This window comes from Clostridiales bacterium (assembly GCA_025757645.1).
Taxonomy (GTDB): Bacteria; Bacillota; Clostridia; order Oscillospirales; family Oscillospiraceae; genus CAG-103.
This window is the reverse complement of sequence record CP107216.1, coordinates 1531580-1550565: the sequence shown is the minus strand read 5'-3', so window position 1 is coordinate 1550565 and position 18986 is coordinate 1531580. Positions and strand designations below refer to the sequence as shown.

Genomic DNA, 18986 nt, shown 5'->3' with positions numbered 1-18986 from the left:
TCCCCCTTTCCAATCAGATTTCATCCACAGTGACCACAGGTCACAGAATAAGCCGTGTGAAAAACGGTACTGCATAGCACGCGGCGGCCGCAGCCGCCAACAGCAGGCAGAACACAAGCGCCAGCTCCCGGGAATATCGCTCCGATGATACGGGGACTGGCAGGCCGCGCCGCTGCTCGAGCAGACGCACAGACATCTGCGCGCAGAGCGTTCCGAGTAGAAACAGCGCCGGCACAAGAAAAATGCCGGGCAGACCGACTGCGACGCAGGAGAGCCAAAACGCATGGTCGCAGCCGGAATTCAGGAAGGCGGCCGCCGTACAGGCGGACAAAAAACCTTTGATCCCGAAAACGGCCGGAATCAGCAAAAAACCAAGATACGACGTAGACAGCAGCAAAAACGCAAAACCGTAGGCGCACGAGACGCACAGCTCTGTCAGCAAGCCGCCGTACAGCGTCCCACCCGCGCCGCTGCTGCTCAAAAAGGAAAGAACCGGATTTGACGGCTCCGGCAGCGCAGCATTGGCGCCGAAGCAGCAGCCGATCACATAGCCCGCCGCCATACCGACCGCGAGCAGCGGCGGCAGCGGAAAGCGGGAGACGGCCGGTTTCCGGCGCACACGCAATCTGTTATGTCGCACATTCATCACCACTGACAGCCTATGAACATACGCTCATAACATGACAATTTACATAATGCGTTGTAGACATAATATAATACAAATCGAAAATGTTATCAAGTAGTTCGTCAGAATTTGTTCATTTTTGTTTATTATGACAAGAAATTATGTTAACAATATTATGTAAACCACGTAACTGAGCAGAAAGAGATGCCCAGTATTTCCAGCGGTATATGACTATATTTCGGTAATCATTGCGTATCTAACGCAATATATAGGTAATCAAACGATGATTATGTAAACCTTCTGCCTGATTACCAACCGTAATATCTCTTCTGTTTCCGTTTTTTCTTCTTTGTTCTATTTCGTAACTTTTTATGAAAAATGCACGAACCGACGATCGCAGCAGCCAGCGCGGTCAGCAGCGTCATGGCGGTAGCGGCGCAGAAAACCTGCGCGCCAACGGCCGCCTTCAGGATGAGATATCCGATCGCCCACACCGCCCATGTCATCGCTCCGCCAAGTGCCCTCCCCTGCTCCGGCCGCGGCGAGAGCGCGCCGGCAGCAAGACACGCAAGCCCGCAGCACACCAACGCAGCAAGGCGCACATCTGAGCCGGGCAGCACATCGTGATTCATGGCCAGCGCAGCCAGCCAGCTCAAGAGCAGCGCGAGTCCAAGTCCGGCCAGGCCGGCCGCCGCCGCGCGCGAGAGCATCGGCAGCCATTTTTGTTCCGTATTCAAAAAAACACCCCCTGCAGAACGTATGCATCACAGCATATTCCTGCAGGGGGTGAATCATTCCGAAAGCAGCGTTACACCTCGGGGCCCTTCGGCTCCTCGTGCTTCGGCTCTTCCTTTTTCGCTTCTTTTGCTTTCTGCTTGGCAGCCTTGCGATCCTGAGCTTCCTTGGCAGCCTGCGCCTCGGCGCGGGCGTTCGTGGAAATGGCCCACTTGGCAACCTGGATGCGAACCTGATCCTCGCTGGTCTCGAAGGTCACGCTGTCGTCCGTGACGTGGACGACTTTGCCCATCATACCGCCGATCGTGACGATATCGTCACCGACTTTCAGATTGGAACGCATTTCATTGAGCTTTTTCTTCTTCTTGTTCTCCGGAAGGATCAGGAACAGATAGAAGATGACAAGCATCAGAACGATCATGATAATGGATGAATATCCGCCAGAGCTTCCCATGGTTTTACCTCCGTATAAAGATAAAGATATTATATCTGCTTTCCTATGCAAATGCAAGCATTAAATGCGCATATCGAGTACGGATGTGTAACTTTTCCGGAACGCCTCATACTCCCCCGCCTCGATCGCCGCGCGGATGCGCTGCATGAGCGTATTATAAAAATACAAATTATGCATCACGGCAAAGCGCATGGCCAGCATCTCTTCCGCCTTGAACAGGTGCCGCAGATAGGCGCGGGAATACCGCCGGCAGACCGGGCAGTCGCACTGCGGGTCGATCGGCTGCTCATCGCGCTGATATTTCTCATTTTTAATGTTGATGATGCCTGACCACGTGAACAGATGTCCGTGGCGGCCGTTGCGCGCCGGCATGACGCAGTCGAAAAAGTCCACGCCGCGCGCGACGGATTCGATGATGTTCCCCGGTGTGCCGACGCCCATCAGGTAGCGCGGCTTGTTGGCCGGCATATAGGGCTCGACGGCAGCAATGGTATCATACATCTCCTGCGTCGTCTCCCCCACCGCGAGGCCGCCGATCGCATAACCGGCCAGATCGAGGTCTGCGATCTTCTTCATATGCTCAATGCGCAGATCGTGAAAAATGGTGCCCTGATTGATGCCGAAGAGCACCTGGCCGGGATTGACAGCATCGTCACGGCCGGTGTAATCCGTGAGCGCCGCCTTGCAGCGCTGCAGCCAGCGATACGTCCGGTCGCAGGAGTTTTTCACGTAGTCGTACGGCGACGGGATCTTGATGCACTCGTCAAACGCCATTGCAATATCCGAGCCAAGATTGGCCTGAATGCGCATGCTCTCTTCCGGCCCCATGAAAATGTGCCGGCCGTCCACATGGCAGTTGAAGGCAACGCCTTCTTCCGTGATCTTCCGAAGCTGCGCCAGCGAAAAGATCTGGAATCCGCCGCTGTCGGTCAGAATCGGTTTTTCCCAGGTCATGAATTTGTGCAGGCCGCCCAGGTCGCGGATCAATTCGTCGCCGGGACGCACGTGCAGGTGGTACGTGTTGGACAGCTCGACCTGGCAGCCGATCGTCTCCAGATCCTCCGCCGAGAGCGCGCCCTTGATGGCCGCCTGCGTGCCGACATTCATAAACACCGGCGTCTGCACCGTACCGTGCGGCGTTGTGAACGCGCCGCGGCGCGCATGGCCGTCTTTGCAAATCAGTTGAAACATAGTTTGCTTGCCTTTCTGTTTGGATTGCCTACTTATTCTAACAGATTGCAGCATCAAGTCAAGCGTTCCCGGAAGATTTGCGTATTAGTGGGCCAGCGCCTTCTGCACACGCCTTTTCAGCGCCTCCAGGCCCAGCATCACGGCAATGCCGAGCGCGAACCAGAGGAGGTGAAAATCAGGTGAAAATCAGATATTGTCATAGCGTGCTGCGGCACCTTCAGTGTCGTCGGGCCGACGATGATCGCATAGAGAGAGCCGAGCATCATGCCCAACACGGCATAGGTGACGGCGCCCGGCGCTTTGCGCATCCAGCCGCGGATGCAATGCGGAGCAATGGCAAAGCCCGCGAGCAGGCCCAGCCCAACCGCCGCCAGCAGCCGGAACTGGCCGAACTGAAATTGCAGCAGGTCTTTCATTGCCGCGATCACGGGCAGACAGAGTCCGCACGACATCAGCAGAGACGAACCGGAGATGCCCGGCAGCACCATCGCCGAGATCGCCAGCGCCCCGGCCGCAAACGCATACAGCGCCGTGCCGATGCCGAAGCCGAGGTCGTTGACCAGCGCGGACAAACGCAGCGCCGAGAGCCCGACGACCAGCACAAGGCCGCCCAGAAACGGCAGCCAGTTTTCCCGAAACGCGCCAAGCACGGCGCCGCTGAGGTCTACATAGCAGTCATAGCGCATCCAGTCGGTGTGGAACGTGAGCTCGGCAAGCGTGCCGTCCCGTTCGAAAAGGCGATCCCGTCGGAGCAGAAGTCGGTCGATCTGGAGCATCTGTCGCACTGGCTGGATAAGTACGACGGCAAGTATGCGGTCGGCGCCTGCTCCTGCCGCCGGTCCCGCAGAGTGCGCGATGAGGGCTGCGGCCATCTGGAAGAGGACATGTGCATTACCGTCGGTGACATGGCGACCTACGCCATCGAGACCAATAAAGCGCGCCCTGCAACGCGCGAAGAGGTCATGGAGATCCTGCAGCGCGCCGAGGAAAACGGCTTTGTGCACCAGATCACGAATATTGACGGCAAGGACAAGATCCTCAGCATCTGCAACTGCTGCGTCTGCTCCTGCTACGCGCTGCGCACCAGCCAGCTGTTCAACACGCCGAATATGTCCGCATCCGCTTACCGCGCGCATGTCGATCCGGAAAAGTGCGTTGCCTGCGGTCAGTGCGCCAAGGTGTGCCCGGCGGGTGCCGCCAAGCTCGGGCAGAAGCTGTGTACGAAGGAGGGGCCGATCGTCTATCCGAAGCAGGTGCTGCCGGATGAGGCCAAATGGGGCCCGGAAATGTGGAACGAAAATTACCGAGACGACAATCCGTCCGCCAACTGCTATGACACCGGCACCGCCCCCTGCAAGAGCAACTGCCCGGCGCATATTGCCGTCCAGGGCTATATCCGCATGGTTGCCGAAGGCCGCTACATGGACGCGCTCAAGCTTATCAAAAAAAGAGAACCCCTTCCCCGCCGTCTGCGGCCACATCTGCGACGGCCTCACGCTTCAGACCGCACAGCCGGACATCTTTGTTGGCGGCGATGTGGCCACCGGGCCGAAGTTTGTGATCGACGCCATTGCCGCCGGCAAGGAAGCCGCCATTTCCCTGCACCGCTACGTGCACGAGGGCCAGAGCCTGACGATCGGCCGCAACCGCCGCGTGTATCCCGAGCTGGACAAGCGCAATGTTGCCCTGCCGACGGCGTGCTTCGACGCGCCGGTACGGCAGGTGCCTGCGGCGCTCTCCGGCGCGGAAGCGCGCAAGACGTTCCGCGACCCGCGCTGCACGTTCACGGAAGAGCAGGTCAAAAAGGAGGCGTCCCGCTGCCTTGGCTGCGGCGTGAGCGTCGTCGATACCAACCGCTGCATCGGCTGCGGCGTGTGCGTCGTCGATACCAACCGCTGCATCGGCTGCGGCGTGTGCACGACCAGATGCGAGTTTGACGCCATCCACCTGGCCGCGATCACCCGGAAGCGACCAAGATGATCCGCTCCGAGGACAAGATGAAAGCCATTCTCCCCTACATGGTCAAGCGTGCTGCCAGGATCAAGGTCAAGGAACTGCGCAGCAAACGCAGCTGAAACCGTTGTTCATAACAGACGTATCCCCGCCGATGCCTTTTCAGGCATCGGCGGGGATATCCCTTTAAAAAGCAGCGCGCCCCGGCCATTTTGGCCGGGGCGCGCTTGCATTGCTGCATATTACTCGATCGTGATGGTCGTGTGCTTCGGAAGCTCCTTCGGCGCAGCCTTCGGGACGCTGATCTTCAGAATGCCATCCTCGAACTTCGCGGAGACATCTGCGGATTCCACATCGTCACCGACATAGAAGCTGCGGCTCATGGAGCCGGCGTAACGCTCCTGGCGCAGGAACTTGCCCTTCTTATCGGACTCGTCCTTGTCCAGACCCTTGGCAGCGCTGATCGTCAGGTAACCGTCCTGCAGATCGACCGTCACTTCATCCTTCTTGAAGCCCGGCAGGTCCACGTCCAGCTCATACGAGCCGTCCAGTTCGCGGACATCGGTCTTCATCAGATTTCTGGCGTGCTTGCCATACAGCTCACTGCTGACCTGCGGCATCATACGGCCGAAATCAAAGAAATCGGATAGCGAATCATCAAACAGGTTTTCACCAAAAATGCTCGGCAACATAAGTCATTCCTCCATTCATACCTTTCGTAGGCGCTGGGGAAAAACTCCACGCGTTGGCGAACTCTGTTACCGTTTGTACAACAATGCCTGATCTCCGGAGGCCCTCTGGAGGCCCTCCCTCATCGATCGTCTTCATCATAGCACGCTTTTTAGCACTGTCAATAGGTGAGTGCTAACGTTCACAAAAGGCACTATGTTTGTTCACAAAATATGCAACAAGATACCTCAACTAAATTTCCAACGCCGCTTGGTGCTCCAGCAGCCAGTCGATTTCCCAGTCGATAGAGTGTATCCCTACCGGTATCTGCTCCAGCGGGCAGCCGACATAGCTCAGGCGCAGCAAATGCTGCGCGCGGCCAGATGCTGCCGCAGCGCCTGCGTGTCGGCGGATAGCGCAGGAGCGCATCCGGCCGCTGCTGCGCGAGCTCGTCGGCCAGCGCGACAAATTGCCGCGTCTCCTCCCGCGTCGCCAGCGGCGTGCTGGTGGCAAAATCATAGACCGGCCCGGTCTCCGACTGCCCGGCCTGAAAACTGTAGAGCACCACGCCGTCGGCAAAGAACTCGAAATTATCCAGCGGCAGGACATAACACCCGCTGCCCTGACAGCGGCGGATATAACCGTTGGCCTCCAGCAGATCATACGCCTTTTCCACCGTGGCGACGTTGACCTGGTATTTCCGGCTCATAAACCGATACGACGGCAGCGGCTGTCCGGCCGCGATCTCGTCGGAGAAGATCTGTGCGCGCAGCTGCGCATAGATCTGCTGATACAGGCGCTTTGCGCCGTCGCGGACTACGCGCATGCGCAGGATCCGGACTGTCTCGTCATCGTGGACAATACCTTTTCCACGCCGCTGTTGGTGCAGCCGCTGAAGCTGGGCGCGGATGTCGTCGTGCACGGCGCGACCAAGTATCTCAACAGCCACGGCGACGTGGTCGTGGGCTTCTCGGCGGCGCGCAAGGAGATCATGGACCAGATCCGCATGGTCAGACTCAAGGACATTACGGGCGCAGTGCTCGGGCCGCAGGAGGCGTTTTTGATCCTGCGCGGCCTCAAGACGCTCAAGGTGCGCATGGACGCCGTCTGCGCAAACACGCAGAAAGTGGTGGACTTCCTTGCCGGCTCCAAGTATGTGCAGAAAGTGTTCTATCCCAGTCTGGAGAACCATCCCGATCACGCCGTGGCCGTCCGCGAGATGACGCGGTTCGGCGGCGTTGTCTCGTTCGAGATGGGCAGCTTCGAGGAAGCCAAGAAGGTGCTCAACCACGTGCATCTGTGCGCGCTGGCCGTCAGCCTCGGCGACTGCGGGACGCTCATCAAGCATCCGGCTTCCATGACGCACTCCGTGTGCACGAAAGAAGAGATCGAGGCCGCCGGCTTCTCGGATCGCCTGATCCGTCTGGCGGTCGGTCTGGAAGACACCGATATATCATCGCCGATCTGCAGCAGGCATTTGAAGCTGCGCAAAACTGAACCGATACAGCAAAAAACAGGCTCGCGGCCGCGAGCCTGTTTTTTCATTTTCTTACTCAGCGCCGCCGGCATCGAGGCCATCGGCAATGAACATGGCGTCGCCAAACGAGAAGAACCGATAGCGGTTTTCGACGGCGATCTTGTATGCGTTGAGGATGTGCTCCCGCCCGGCCAGCGCCGACACGAGCATGATGAGCGTGCTCTCCGGCAGGTGGAAATTCGTGACGAGCGCATCCATGCACTTGAATTTGTAGCCGGGGTAGATGAAGATGTCCGTCCAGCCGGACTGCGCGCGGAGCGTTCCGTCCGCATCCGCAAAGCTCTCGACCGTGCGGCAGGATGTCGTGCCGATGCAGACGACGCGGCCACCATTGGCCTTCGTCTCGTTGACCATGCGCGCCGTTTCCTCCGGGATGATGCAAAACTCCGAGTGCATCGGGTGATCCTCGATCTCGTCCTCCTTGACAGGGCGGAACGTGCCAAGGCCGACGTGCAACGTGACATAGCCGATCTTCACACCCATGTCCGCGATCCGCTGCAGCAGCTCCTTCGTGAAGTGCAGGCCGGCTGTCGGCGCGGCGGCGCTGCCAAGCTCGCGGGAATAGACCGTCTGGTAGCGCTCCTGATCCTGCAGCTCTGCCTTGATGTACGGCGGCAGCGGCATTTTGCCCAGCCGCTCGAGCACCTCCAGAAAGATGCCGTCATAGTGAAACTGTACGATCTTGTTGCCGTCGGCGATCGCATCGACGACCGTAGCGGTGAGTTCCCCGTCGCCAAACGAGAGCGCAGTGCCGGGCTGGGTCTTGCGGCCCGGCCGGGTCAGGCACTCCCACTTGCCGTCGCCAAGGTCGCGCAGCAGCAGCACCTCGACCGCGCCGCCGGTGCTGCGGTGGCCGAGCAGGCGCGCCGGAAGCACGCGCGAATCGTTGAGCACAAGGCAGTCGTTCGGACGCAGGAACTGCGGCAGCTCGTAAAAGTGATGGTGTGCGACAGCGCCGGTCGTTTTGTCCAGCGTCAGCAGCCGGGAGGCATCGCGGCGCTCGAGCGGCGTCTGCGCGATGAGCTCCTCCGGCAGGTCAAAATAAAAATCCGATTTTTTCATGCTACATAAGCTCCAGTATAGTAGAAACTGATAATCTCTTCATAGGTTTTGCCGTGTTCCTGCGCCATGGCCTTGGCCCCCCACTGACTCATGCCGCAGTTGTGGCCATAGCCGCCGCCGACGACAGAATAAGTGTCCGAGGCAGCGTCATACTCCACGGTAAAGTGGCGGCTGTTATAGCGCAGGCCGCAGACGCTTGTCAGGAATGTGCGCACGGCGTCTTTGCTGTAGGTTTTGCCGCCGACCGTCACGGTCATGGCATTGCCAATGGGCGTATAGGTGATGGAGACGTCCCCGACGGCTGCACGGGAGATGGTCGTGCTCCAGCTCTTGCAGTAAAATTCGATGTCCTTCTCATACGGATCGACGACACCGCGCAGGTACGGCACCTTGGTCACCCAGACGTTTTCGGAGTCCTCGGTCGCGCCGCCGTCCGCCGCAAAGTAGAACGTTTCGCACAGCTTGCCCTCATAGCGGACGAACTTCCCTGCCGTCTCATCCACGGCGCGGTCACTGTTCGCTGATGCGTCAAGTGTACCGTAATAGACCTGGCTGGTCGTTGTACCTGTCACGTCAAAGCCGTAGGCCGGCGAGCCGTTCATGTGGGAAGCGACATAGGTGCGCGCGCAGACCGCCTGCGCCTTGAGCGCCTCGAGCGGCCAGCCGCTGCTCATTTCATACGGCGTGACGCCCTTGACATAGGGCTCCAGACCGACAAAATTCACCAGCGTGAGCTTCTGCGGTTCCTGTGTGCTGAGGCGGGTAAACTGAAAATCGCCGTAATACGTGCACGACCGGCTGCCGTTGCGCTCCTTGCACTCGGCAACCTGCGTGATGGCAGCACCGCTGCCGTTCTGCGGTGCAAGCGAGAGCGAGCGGGTCGAGCCGCAGTCGAAGCCGAACAGGATCTGCTCCGTGCTGGCCTTCACGACCAGCACACTGCGTGCGCCGCCGGAGACAACTGTCCCTTGCCCCGCCGGTGCATCGTCCGCGCTCCGGTAACTGCCGATGCGCACGCGGTAGCTGCCGTTATAATACACCGGATAGCCGCCGCAGCTGTTGGCCGCTGCCTGCGCAGCGTCAAAGCTCGCATAGGTATCGCCGAGCTGGACATGATAAGCGCCGAACGCGCTGTCCCCAACCGTGACGTTCGTATCCGCAATAACGGTGACGGCGCTCTCCGCCGTCGAACCGACGGACTGGAACACACGATCGGAGTCATAGTATCCGAAGGCGAAGCCGGAACCGGTCTTGATCTGCAGATGGACCGCATCCAGCGCCGTCGAACCGAAGGCCAGACCGACGCGGACGATACCGTTTGGAATGTTCGGCTGCTCATCGTCGTATTCACTGCCGCCGAGCAGCTGCGTGCCGCTCGCCGTGGCGGCATAGACGCCGCGCTCCGGCAGCTTCGCCGTGCTGCCGTCCGCGCCGATGGCATACGCATCCGCCAGCGCCAGCGTGTTTTCTCCGTCATTGACGTAATACTCCTGCGCGCCGAAGGCCGGCACACAGGGGATCGCAGCCAGCATGACGGCGGCAAGCAGCGCCGTTATCACTCGTTTCAGGCTTGATTTCATAGCGCACCTCGCTGTTTCGTGAGAGTGGTCATACGCAAAATATGACACTTTATTATAATGATTTTCCGCGCATTATGCAAGTGCTTTTCCATGGTAAAACGCCCCCGGATGCTCCGGGGGCGTTGAAATGCAAATTAAAAATGCAGGAACATTTTCGCAATGGAAAAATAGATCAGCAGCGACACGGCGTCCGTGATCGTCGAAATGAGCGGACTTGCCATGACGGCCGGGTCGACGCCGATCTTTTCCGCGATCATCGGCAGCAGACTGCCCACGACCTTTGCGAACATGACCACGAACACGATCGTGCAGCAGACGGTCGCCGCGACCGGCATCGTGACGGCGATGTTGCCCAGCAGCAGCCGGTCAACGAGCAGCATCTTGATAAAGTTGGCCGCCGCGAGCGAGACGCCGCACAAAAACGCAACGCGCAGCTCCTTCCAGATCACGCGCAGCGCGTCCGACGGAGAGGTATCGCCCAGCGACAGGCTGCGGATGATCGCCGTGGATGACTGGCTGCCGGAGTTGCCGCCCGTGCCCATGAGCATGGGCATGAACGACGCGAGCGCGACCTGCGTGGCCAGTGCGTCCTCAAAGTGCGTGACGATCATGCCGGTGAACGTCGCCGAGAGCATGAGGAACATCAGCCACGGGATGCGGTTTTTCCAGATATCCACGACGCTCGTGCGGGAGTAGGGCTTATCGGACGGCGTGATACCGGCCATCTTTTCGATGTCTTCCGTCGTCTCCTGCTCCATGACGTCGATGATATCGTCGACCGTGACGATACCGACGAGACAGCCTTCCTTATCCACGACCGGGATCGCGATCAGGTCGTAGTTGGAGATCATCTCCGAGACCTCTTCCTGGTCGTCGGTCGTGGAGGCATAGATGACGTTCGTGTCCATGATGTCTTCCAGGATCACGTCATCGTCCGACAGCAGCAGATCCTTGACGGTGACAACGCCTTCGAGCTTGCGCTTGGCCGACGTGACATAGCAGACGTAGATTGTCTCCTTATCCTCGCCGATCTTGCGGATGCGGGCGAACGCCTCGCGCACGCTCATGTATTTTTTCAGGTCCACAAACTCGGCCGTCATGATGCTGCCGGCAGAATTCTCGGGATATTTCAGGTACTGGTTGATGAGGTTGCGCGTGGCAGGCGTCGCCGTGCGCATGACACGCTTGACCACATTGGCCGGCAGCTCCTCCATCATGTCGACGGCGTCGTCAACATACAGCTCTTCGATGATGCCGGCAAGCTCCGTATCGGTGATGGAGTTGATGATCGTCTCCTGCTCCTCGACCTCGAGGTTGGCGAACACGGCCGCCGCGATCTCCTTGGACAGGATACGGAACACCATGGCCATCCGCTGCGGGTTATCCTCCCACAGCTCGCCGAGGAACTCGGAAATGTCAAACTCGTTCATCTCGCCGAGCTTTTGGCTCAGCGCCTTCATCCGGTGCTGATCGAGAAGTGCAAAGAGCTCGTCGTGCAGTGCCTCGTAATCTTCGTATTCCCGGTTCTGATCGTCCATCTCTCTGCCCCTCCTTTCCGTCCGGTCTCAAAGCATCAACCGTTCAGGTATTCTTTCTGGCTACAGCTCAGGCTGTCAATGGAAACGCCCATAGCCTTGAGCTTGCGGCGCGCAATGTTGTCATCGATTTCCGCGGGGACCGACACGACGCCCGGTTTCAGCTGGCCACGCGTGCGCACCAGATACTCCGCGCTCATGGCCTGCACGGCAAAGCTCATGTCCATGATCTCCGCCGGGTGGCCGTCGCCGGCCGCCAGATTGACCAGCCGCCCCTGCGCAATGACATAGATCGTCTTGCCGTTCGGCAGACGGTAAGCATCAATATTGTGCCGCGCCTCATAGATTTCATCCGCGCAGCGGTCGAGCGCCTCCATGTCGATCTCGACATTGAAGTGTCCGGCGTTGGAGACGATCGCGCCGTCCTTCATCCGCTCGCAGTGCTCGAGCGTAATGACGTCTTTGCAGCCCGTGACGGACACGAAAATGTCGCCGATGGCGGCGGCATCCATCATCGGCATGACCTCGTAGCCGTCCATAACGGCCTCGAGCGCCCGGATGGGGTCAACTTCTGTCACGATGACTTTCGCGCCGAGGCCCTTGGCGCGCAGGGCCACGCCCTTGCCGCACCAGCCATAGCCGCTCACGACGACGTACTTACCGGCCACGACGAGGTTCGTCGTGCGCATGATGCCGTCCCACACAGACTGACCCGTACCGTAGCGGTTATCGAACAGGTGCTTGCAGTCGGCGTCATTGACCATGATCATCGGGAAACGCAGCGTTCCGGCACGGTCCATGATCCGCAGGCGGTGGATGCCGGTCGTCGTCTCCTCACAGCCGCCGATGACCTGCGGAATAAGATCCGTGAACTCCGTGTGCATCAGGTGCACAAGATCGCCGCCGTCGTCAATGATGATGTTCGGCCCGACGGAGAGCACGCTGCGCAGGTGCGCCTGGTATTCTTCGTCCGTGCAGCCGTAGACCGCGTGCACGTCCATGCCCTTCGCCGCCAGCGCTGCGGCAACGTCGTCCTGCGTAGACAGCGGGTTGGACCCGGTGACGTGCATCTCCGCTCCGCCCATCTCGAGCACGCGGCACAGGTAGGCCGTCTTGGCCTCCAGATGCACGGAGAGTGCGATCTTCAGGCCGGCAAACGGCTTTTCGCGCGCAAAATCGCTGCCGATATCGCGCAAAACAGGCATATGTGCTTCCACCCAGCGGATCTTCCGCTCACCGGATGGCGCCAGGTTCAGGTCCTTGATCGTGCTCATAAAGTAACCTCCCGCTGTAAAAATCGTTTCAGGCGCTTTATTCTAACACTTTCGTCAAGCGTTGACAACCGGTTTTTCCGCAGAAAACGACCCGGAGGATGCATATCCCTCCGGGTCGCAGGAGATTCGTACCATCACCAGCCGCAGTACAGGCAGTATCCGATGCCCGCCGCCAGCACGCCGGCGACGGAACACAGCCAGATCAGCAGACCGGTATAGGATTTTTGCCGCGGCCGTGGCGTGGGCGCTGCCGGTACATGTCCGACGGCATCGCGTGCCTGCTGCACCAGATCCGCCGCCGTGACGCCGCCGCTGGCGGCATCATCGCGCACGATGTAAATGATCTGCTCGAACAGCGGGCTTTCGGCTGCATCGACTACGACGACGCGGCGCGAAACGCCGTGGGCGAAGGCGATCTCGTCCGCGTCAGCCGGCAGCGGGAGCGGCTGCACGGCGTCCGGTCTGCGGATGGGCTTGTTTTTTCGTTTCATCAGCTGCGCACCTCCACTTTTACCGCCAGGGCGGTCATGTCGTCGCTGCGTCCGTATTCGCGGATCGCCGCGCGCACGACGCTGCCCGCCAGCGTTTTCATATCACGGTCGTCCGAATCGCTCAGCAGCCTGCGCAGCCACTCGTCGCGGCCGTCGGAGACAACGCCGTCGCTTGCGATCACGGCCACGCTGCCGGGCTTGAGATGCATGTGCAGCTCGTCCGGCGCTTTGCCGCTCTCCTGCTCGAGGCCGGGCGCGAAGGACGTGCAGCGCAGTTTTTTGAGCGCGCCGCCGGACTTGACATACGTCGGCGCAGCGCCGTACTTATAAAAATCCGCCTCACCGGTGAAGAGATTCATGCACATGAGATCCACGGTGGCATAGCCCCAGTTCTCCCCGTCGCGCAGGAGCATGGCGGAGTTGAGCAGCTTCATCGCCAGCGCCGGGCTGACGCCGGAGCGCAAAAATTCCTCCAGCATGCCGACCGTGCTGATGCTGCCGTCGGCCGCCGTCTCGCCGCAGCCCATGCCGTCGGACAGGATCACGCACAGCTGCCCCGCGTCTGTCTTGAAATACGTGCCGCGGTCGCCGGAGACTGTCTCCCCCTTCTTGCGCATGGACGCAATGCCAACGGAGACGGCCAGCGGCTCTGCCTCGAGCAGGAGCAGGCTGTCGTCACGCGCGGCGTTTTCCGGCATGCACAGGCGCACGCCCAGCGTTGCCGAGAGCTTGTCCAGATAGTCCGGCAGTTCCAGCAGCGGGCGCAGATAGCGGCTGTCGATCGTCACGCGCAGGCGGCCCGTGCTCTCGCGGAACACAGCTGCGTCCGCTTCCACACCGATGGTGCGAAGCCAGCGGATCAGGCGCTGCTCCGCCAGTGGGTCAGCGCCGTAGCTGCTGTCGAGCTCACGGGAAACATTTGTGAGCACCTGCGCAAAGTCGGCATACTGCTCCCAGAGCACGGTGCGGTTTTCCTGCAGCGTTTCCTGCATCCGCTGCCGGTAGGCACGCAGGCGCAGCTCGCCGTTGACGACCTCGGTATACTCGTGCAGATGGACGCAGCGGTCACGAAAGTACGGCGGGAAATCCTCCGGCAGCAGCCGGCCGCGCGCCTGAATGCGGCGCGTGACATCGTTCATGATGTTGAGCGTATCAAGCGCCCGGCGCGTCCAGCACTCCTGCTGCAGCTTGCACCGGCAGCAGACGCGGTCGGCCGCGCGGTCAAAGACTTTCGCCACATCGGCATCATTCTCTGCCGTACTTGCAGCCTGACACGCCGTGTCATGCAGTTGCTGATACGCATGCGCCACGCCGCCTACGCGCCCCGCGACATAGCGGCGCAGACCGGACTCCCCGCTCCCGCCGCGCAGCGGCTGCAAAAACGCGCCGACCGCTACCACGAACTTCTTCGGGATCACCAGATATGCGCCCATGGCAAGCGCCAGCTCCACGCCCGCGCCGATGCGCAGCTCCGGAAGCGGGATGCAAAACAGCGTCAGCAGGTACGCCGCCGCGAATATGAGCAGATAAAACCCACGCCGATGCTTGCAAAACTGCCCGGACAGCAGCCCGGCAGCGGCATAGACGACCGAGAACAGGACGCCCGCACCGGCGGCCACGTCCATGGCGATGCCGAGGATCAGCCCGGCCGATGCCCCACACAGCGCGCCGCCCGTCCCGCTGAGGATGAGCAGAATGAGCACCGAGAGCGCCCGGCCGACCGACAGCGTGTCGAACAGCAGCAGATTGTTCACGCCCATGAGCAGACACGCCAGCAGAAACACGGTCGAGACATTGCGGCAGATCTCCGCATTGACCGTGCGCGGCTCCTGCGCGCGCAGCAGATCGTCAAACCCATAGGCCGATGCGGCGCACAGCAGCAAAAACAGTACCATGCGGGACACCAGCAGCAGCGACAGGCCGCCCGTGAGCAGACACAGCACCAGCCGCGTCAGTATGTAAGCCGCCGCGGAGACAGCCGACGGATACCAGCGCGTCTGCACAAACGGATGACTGCGCAGAAAATATGCCGTCAGAAAAATCAGGCAGCAGCCGGCGGCGAGCTGCGTGCCGGTCGCAACGCCGAAGGCCGCAAAGTAGCCGAGCGCGCAGCCGGCAAGGCACAGCGCGCCGCCGGAGCCATACCCCATCGCCGCCAGGAACGCCAGACCGAACGGCGCCGGCGACCCGGCGATATGCGCCGTTGACAGGATCAGCCCGAGCGCAAAGCTGACGAGCATACCGACCCATTTGGCATTTTCACTTGCCGGCAGCAGCCCGATTGGGCTCGGCAAGGCGCCGGGTGCACGCACCGGCCGGTCGTGTCCCGCGATCTTGACATTCATAACGGTTCCTCCTGACGCAAAACAGTTTACATAAATTATAGATTTTCATTGTTATGAAAACTGTCATTCCACGCTGTCGCAGAAAATGTCTTTGCGCAGGAATCGTTTGCTTTTGGGCGCAAAAAAGCTGCCGGCCGCAAACCGACAGCTTTTGATGAAATTCCGTTTTAATCGCGTGGGCTCAGTCCTTATTGTCCGCCGGGTACAGGAGGTGCTCGCCGATGCGGAACACGTCGCCGGCGCCCACAGTCAGAATAATGTCGCCCGGGCGGGCAATGCGGCGCAGCTCGGCCTCGATCTCCGCAAACGTCGGGTAAAACTTCGCGCCCGGGATCTGCGCGGCCAGATCGGCAGAAGAAATGCCGATGGTGTTTTTCTCGCGCGCAGCATAGATCTCCGCCAGATAGACGATCGTCGGGCGGCGCAGCTGCTCCACAAAATCATTGAAGAGCTTTGCCGTGCGGCTGTAGGTGTGCGGCTGGAACACGACGATCGTGCGCTGATAGTCGAGCGTATCCACCGCGTCGAGCAGCGCGCGCAGCTCACTCGGGTGGTGCGCATAATCGTCATACAGATCCGCGCCCTGGAACTTGCCCTTATAATCAAACCGCCGGCCCGCGCCTTCAAAGCCGGCAAGACCGTACTTGACGGCATTGGGGCTGACGCCGAGCACAATGGCCGCAGCCGTGGCAGCGAGCGCGTTGCGCACATTGTGGATGCCGGGAACATGGAGCGTCACATGGGCAAACAGATTTCCCCGGTGATAAATATCAAACTCGGACGAAGAGCCGCGGTGCATGATGTTCTCCGCATACACGTCCGCCTTCGGGCTGAGACCGAAGGTGATGACCTTGCGCTCGATCCCGCGCAGCGCATCCATGGTGTTGACATCGTCACAGTTTGCGATCACGGTGCCGGTCTCGGCCGGAACGCGCTCGGCAAACTGGCGGAACGAGTGCTTGATGTCCTCGATGTCCTTGAAAAAGTCCAGATGATCCGCCTCGATGTTCAAAATCACGGCGATCGTCGGATTCAGCGAAAGGAACGAGTTATAGTACTCGCACGACTCCATGATGATCGTATTGCCCTTGCCGACACGGTGGCAGGCGTGCAGCAGCGGAAGCGTGCCGCCGATCATGACGGTCGGGTCTTTTTCCGCCGCCATCATGATGTGCGTGCACATGGACGTCGTCGTCGTCTTGCCGTGTGTGCCGGAAATACACAGCGCATTCGGGTAGCCGCGCATGAGCGCGCCCCATGCCTGCGTCCGCTCAAAGACCGGGATGCCGCGGCGGTGCGCCTCGTGCACCTCCGGATTGTCGTCATGAACGGCGGCCGTGCGGATCACGAACTCGATATCATCCGTAACGTTGGCGGCGCTGTGGCCGATGTGGATCGGAATGCCGCGCTCGCGCAGCGTGAGCGTATTGTCGCTCTCGCTCATGTCCGAGCCGCGGATGTCCAGCCCCGCATCATGCAGCACCTCTGCCAGCGGCGACATGGACACGCCGCCGATACCGATCAGCAGCCCGGTTTTCCCGGGAACCAGATAATCCTGAAAATCCATTCAAAGCACCAAATTTCATTCAAAATATTGTAATGTCCGGCGCAGCGGGATCGCCCAACGCCGCGCGAACTGGTTACAGACAGGTTACAGTTGTTATTTTCATACCGGGGTATTATAATACGTTTGACGCTACATTACAATATATTTTTTGCCGAACCGGCCGCAAAAAGCCGGTTCATCCAAGGGAAAAGGAGCCAGAGCGCATGAACGAAGCCTGGAAAGAACTCAAGCAGGAGTGCGCGCAGTGCCGGCGCTGCGGTCTCGGTGAGACGCGGCATCACCTCGTATTCGGTGACGGCGCCGAGGATGCGCGCATCATGCTCATCGGCGAAGGCCCCGGCGAACAGGAAGACCTGCAGGGGCTGCCGTTTGTCGGGCCGGCCGGCAAGCTGCTCGATGATATGCTCGAAATGATCTATCTCGACCGGACGAAGGTCTACATCGCCAACATCGTCAAGTGCCGCCCGCCGCACAACCGTGACCCGCAGTTCGTGGAGCAGAAATGCTGCGGCGAATGGCTGCAGCGGCAGATCGCGCTCGTCGACCCGGCGATCATCGTCTGCCTCGGCCGGATCGCTGCGACCGCACTCATCAAAGACCCGTTTCGCATCACGCGCGAGCATGGGCAGTGGTTTGATGTCAATGGCCGGCGCTGTATGGCGATCTATCACCCCTCCGCCCTGCTGCGCGACCCGAGCAAGCGGCCGGAGACGTTCGTCGATCTCAAAGCGCTGCAGCGGGAGATCTATACGCGCTGCCCGGAGGTGTACCCCGATGCCTGACGCACGCATCCGCCGCGCAGCCGCGGCCGACCTGCCGGTGCTGACCCAGCTCTGGCAGACCGCCTACGGCGATCCGCCGGAGCTGATCGGCGCATTTTATCATCGCTTTCCGCCGCAAGCGGCCGCCTGGGTCGTTGAGATGAACGGAACTGTTGTCACGGCAGCGCATCTGCTGGGCGGCCGGCTGCATACGGCTGACGGGACCGCTCTCCCCTGCGCCTATGTCTATGCGGTCTCTACCGATCCGGCGCAGCAGGGACACGGCTATGCGTCGGCACTGATGCGCCGCTTTGCCGCCGAAGCGGACGCGAACGGCTGCGTGCTCTATACGCTCCCGGCAGAAGCATCCCTGTACGCATGGTATCGGTCGGTCATGGGTACCACACAGACTGCCCGCGGTGCGCGGCTGCGCATCGCACGTGCGCCGGATATGCAGTGCCCGCCGGTCATCGAGCGGGTCAGCGCGCAGGAGTACGCCGCATTGCGGGAGCAGGCACTGCGCGGCCGCGCGCACGTGGAGCTGTCTGCTGCGCTGCTGGCATTTCAGGCAGATCTCTGCGATCTGTGCGGCGGCGCGCTGGTGCGCATCGCCAGCGGGTGTGCCGTTGCGGAGCGGGACGGGGCGCAGCTGCTCATAAAGGAGCTGCTGGGTACGGACGTTTTGCCGGCCGTTCAGGCACTGCTTGCAGGCTTCGGCGCACAGGAGGCGCAGCTGTGTGTTCAGCGGCCCGACGGCGCACAGGCGCTGGCTGCTTACCGCCCGCTTTCCTGTGCGGCTTCGGATGTGCTCTGGGGACTTTATCTGGACTGAGTGAAAGTTTCATAAATTAGAAATACTTTTTGCCTTGCTTCTGTAATATTGTCCCGGTAACATTCTCTATCGAAGCAAGCAATCCGATTTCATTTTATCCTCACCCCCTCAACAAAACAAAGCGAAACAGCGCAGAAGTGTTCTTCTGCGCTGTTTTGTTTTTGCGGGAAAAAATATTTCTTTTCGGACACCACGCGGAAGCGTGTCCGGTTACTGAACAAATTCCACAAATAATGTGAAAAAATCATTGAAAAACAGCAAAATTTTGAACAAAAGAAATCCCCTTCGGGCGGATATTTTGTTTGACAATTAACAACAAATCCGCTATACTTCAGGTGTATGAGTAGATATCCACATCGGCAAAGCTGTCTGGGA

16 protein-coding genes and 1 pseudogene are annotated in these 18986 nt (G+C 60.1%); 3 read left to right on the top strand and 14 right to left on the bottom strand.

Going from position 1 to position 18986, the window contains the following annotated elements:
- Nucleotides 1–40 precede the first annotated feature (40 nt).
- The 5 genes from OGM61_07390 to OGM61_07370 all read right to left on the bottom strand — a co-directional run bounded on the left by OGM61_07390 (nt 41) and on the right by OGM61_07370 (nt 3691).
- Complete coding sequence (locus OGM61_07390; protein UYI83679.1) at nt 41–619, bottom strand: stage II sporulation protein M; 579 nt, start codon at nt 617–619, stop codon at nt 41–43.
- A 314-nt stretch (nt 620–933) separates the two neighbouring features.
- Nucleotides 934–1362: a hypothetical protein gene (locus OGM61_07385; protein ID UYI83678.1), complete on the bottom strand. Its 429-nt coding sequence runs from the start codon at nt 1360–1362 to the stop codon at nt 934–936.
- 71 nt (nt 1363–1433) lie between these two features.
- Nucleotides 1434–1781, bottom strand: coding sequence for a preprotein translocase subunit YajC (gene yajC, locus OGM61_07380; GenBank protein UYI83677.1), 348 nt, complete (start codon nt 1779–1781; stop codon nt 1434–1436).
- 93 nt (nt 1782–1874) lie between these two features.
- Entirely contained in the window at nt 1875–3005 is a 1131-nt protein-coding gene (gene tgt / locus OGM61_07375) for a tRNA guanosine(34) transglycosylase Tgt (protein ID UYI83676.1), read from the bottom strand.
- A 137-nt stretch (nt 3006–3142) separates the two neighbouring features.
- On the bottom strand, nt 3143–3691 hold the full coding sequence (locus OGM61_07370) for a DUF368 domain-containing protein (GenBank protein ID UYI85574.1): 549 nt from the start codon (nt 3689–3691) through the stop codon (nt 3143–3145).
- A gap of 36 nt (nt 3692–3727) precedes the next feature.
- Between OGM61_07370 and OGM61_07365 the strand changes: the two are divergent.
- A pseudogene (locus tag OGM61_07365) lies at nt 3728–5080 on the top strand (4Fe-4S binding protein).
- A gap of 120 nt (nt 5081–5200) precedes the next feature.
- Here OGM61_07365 and OGM61_07360 read toward each other — a convergent pair.
- The 9 genes from OGM61_07360 to murC all read right to left on the bottom strand — a co-directional run bounded on the left by OGM61_07360 (nt 5201) and on the right by murC (nt 17018).
- Entirely contained in the window at nt 5201–5650 is a 450-nt protein-coding gene (locus tag OGM61_07360) for an Hsp20/alpha crystallin family protein (protein UYI83675.1), read from the bottom strand.
- A 191-nt stretch (nt 5651–5841) separates the two neighbouring features.
- Entirely contained in the window at nt 5842–6975 is a 1134-nt protein-coding gene (locus OGM61_07355) for a GntR family transcriptional regulator (protein ID UYI83674.1), read from the bottom strand.
- A gap of 201 nt (nt 6976–7176) precedes the next feature.
- Nucleotides 7177–8226: a tRNA preQ1(34) S-adenosylmethionine ribosyltransferase-isomerase QueA gene (gene queA / locus OGM61_07350; protein UYI83673.1), complete on the bottom strand. Its 1050-nt coding sequence runs from the start codon at nt 8224–8226 to the stop codon at nt 7177–7179.
- Nucleotides 8223–9806, bottom strand: coding sequence for a SpoIID/LytB domain-containing protein (locus OGM61_07345; GenBank protein UYI83672.1), 1584 nt, complete (start codon nt 9804–9806; stop codon nt 8223–8225). Before OGM61_07345 ends, queA begins: the two co-directional genes overlap by 4 nt.
- A 134-nt stretch (nt 9807–9940) precedes the next feature.
- Nucleotides 9941–11344, bottom strand: coding sequence for a magnesium transporter (gene mgtE, locus OGM61_07340; protein ID UYI83671.1), 1404 nt, complete (start codon nt 11342–11344; stop codon nt 9941–9943).
- Nucleotides 11345–11379: 35 nt separating this feature from the next.
- On the bottom strand, nt 11380–12615 hold the full coding sequence (locus tag OGM61_07335) for an adenosylhomocysteinase (GenBank protein UYI83670.1): 1236 nt from the start codon (nt 12613–12615) through the stop codon (nt 11380–11382).
- A 134-nt stretch (nt 12616–12749) separates the two neighbouring features.
- The gene (locus OGM61_07330) at nt 12750–13106 is read right to left on the bottom strand and encodes a hypothetical protein (GenBank protein ID UYI83669.1); all 357 of its coding nucleotides are present in this window, start codon (nt 13104–13106) and stop codon (nt 12750–12752) included.
- Nucleotides 13106–15451 carry a SpoIIE family protein phosphatase gene (locus OGM61_07325; protein ID UYI83668.1) on the bottom strand — a complete coding sequence of 782 codons (2346 nt, stop codon included), beginning with the start codon at nt 15449–15451 and terminating at the stop codon, nt 13106–13108. Before OGM61_07325 ends, OGM61_07330 begins: the two co-directional genes overlap by 1 nt.
- Nucleotides 15452–15632: 181 nt before the next feature.
- Nucleotides 15633–17018, bottom strand: a complete 1386-nt coding sequence (murC, locus tag OGM61_07320) for a UDP-N-acetylmuramate--L-alanine ligase (GenBank protein UYI83667.1) — start codon at nt 17016–17018, stop codon at nt 15633–15635.
- A gap of 203 nt (nt 17019–17221) precedes the next feature.
- Between murC and OGM61_07315 the strand changes: the two genes are divergently transcribed.
- Both OGM61_07315 and OGM61_07310 read left to right on the top strand, forming a co-directional pair.
- Nucleotides 17222–17800 carry a uracil-DNA glycosylase gene (locus OGM61_07315; protein UYI83666.1) on the top strand — a complete coding sequence of 193 codons (579 nt, stop codon included), beginning with the start codon at nt 17222–17224 and terminating at the stop codon, nt 17798–17800.
- Entirely contained in the window at nt 17793–18611 is an 819-nt protein-coding gene (locus OGM61_07310) for a GNAT family N-acetyltransferase (GenBank protein UYI83665.1), read from the top strand. The genes OGM61_07315 and OGM61_07310 overlap by 8 nt, the downstream gene beginning before the upstream one ends.
- The last annotated feature ends 375 nt before the right edge of the window (nt 18612–18986 follow it).

Excerpts from the sequence above, each read along its gene's own strand:
- OGM61_07310 (UYI83665.1), top strand. The coding sequence starts at position 17,793 with ATGCCTGACGCACGCATCCGCCGCGCAGCCGCGGCCGACCTGCCGGTG.
- OGM61_07330 (UYI83669.1), bottom strand. The coding sequence starts at position 13,106 with ATGAAACGAAAAAACAAGCCCATCCGCAGACCGGACGCCGTGCAGCCG.
- OGM61_07345 (UYI83672.1), bottom strand. The coding sequence starts at position 9,806 with ATGAAATCAAGCCTGAAACGAGTGATAACGGCGCTGCTTGCCGCCGTC.
- OGM61_07360 (UYI83675.1), bottom strand. The coding sequence starts at position 5,650 with ATGTTGCCGAGCATTTTTGGTGAAAACCTGTTTGATGATTCGCTATCC.
- tgt (UYI83676.1), bottom strand. The coding sequence starts at position 3,005 with ATGTTTCAACTGATTTGCAAAGACGGCCATGCGCGCCGCGGCGCGTTC.
- mgtE (UYI83671.1), bottom strand. The coding sequence starts at position 11,344 with ATGGACGATCAGAACCGGGAATACGAAGATTACGAGGCACTGCACGAC.
- murC (UYI83667.1), bottom strand. The coding sequence starts at position 17,018 with ATGGATTTTCAGGATTATCTGGTTCCCGGGAAAACCGGGCTGCTGATC.
- OGM61_07315 (UYI83666.1), top strand. The coding sequence starts at position 17,222 with ATGAACGAAGCCTGGAAAGAACTCAAGCAGGAGTGCGCGCAGTGCCGG.
- OGM61_07370 (UYI85574.1), bottom strand. The coding sequence starts at position 3,691 with ATGCGCTATGACTGCTATGTAGACCTCAGCGGCGCCGTGCTTGGCGCG.
- OGM61_07325 (UYI83668.1), bottom strand. The coding sequence starts at position 15,451 with ATGAATGTCAAGATCGCGGGACACGACCGGCCGGTGCGTGCACCCGGC.
- yajC (UYI83677.1), bottom strand. The coding sequence starts at position 1,781 with ATGATCGTTCTGATGCTTGTCATCTTCTATCTGTTCCTGATCCTTCCG.
- OGM61_07335 (UYI83670.1), bottom strand. The coding sequence starts at position 12,615 with ATGAGCACGATCAAGGACCTGAACCTGGCGCCATCCGGTGAGCGGAAG.
- OGM61_07355 (UYI83674.1), bottom strand. The coding sequence starts at position 6,975 with ATGCTTGATGAGCGTCCCGCAGTCGCCGAGGCTGACGGCCAGCGCGCA.
- queA (UYI83673.1), bottom strand. The coding sequence starts at position 8,226 with ATGAAAAAATCGGATTTTTATTTTGACCTGCCGGAGGAGCTCATCGCG.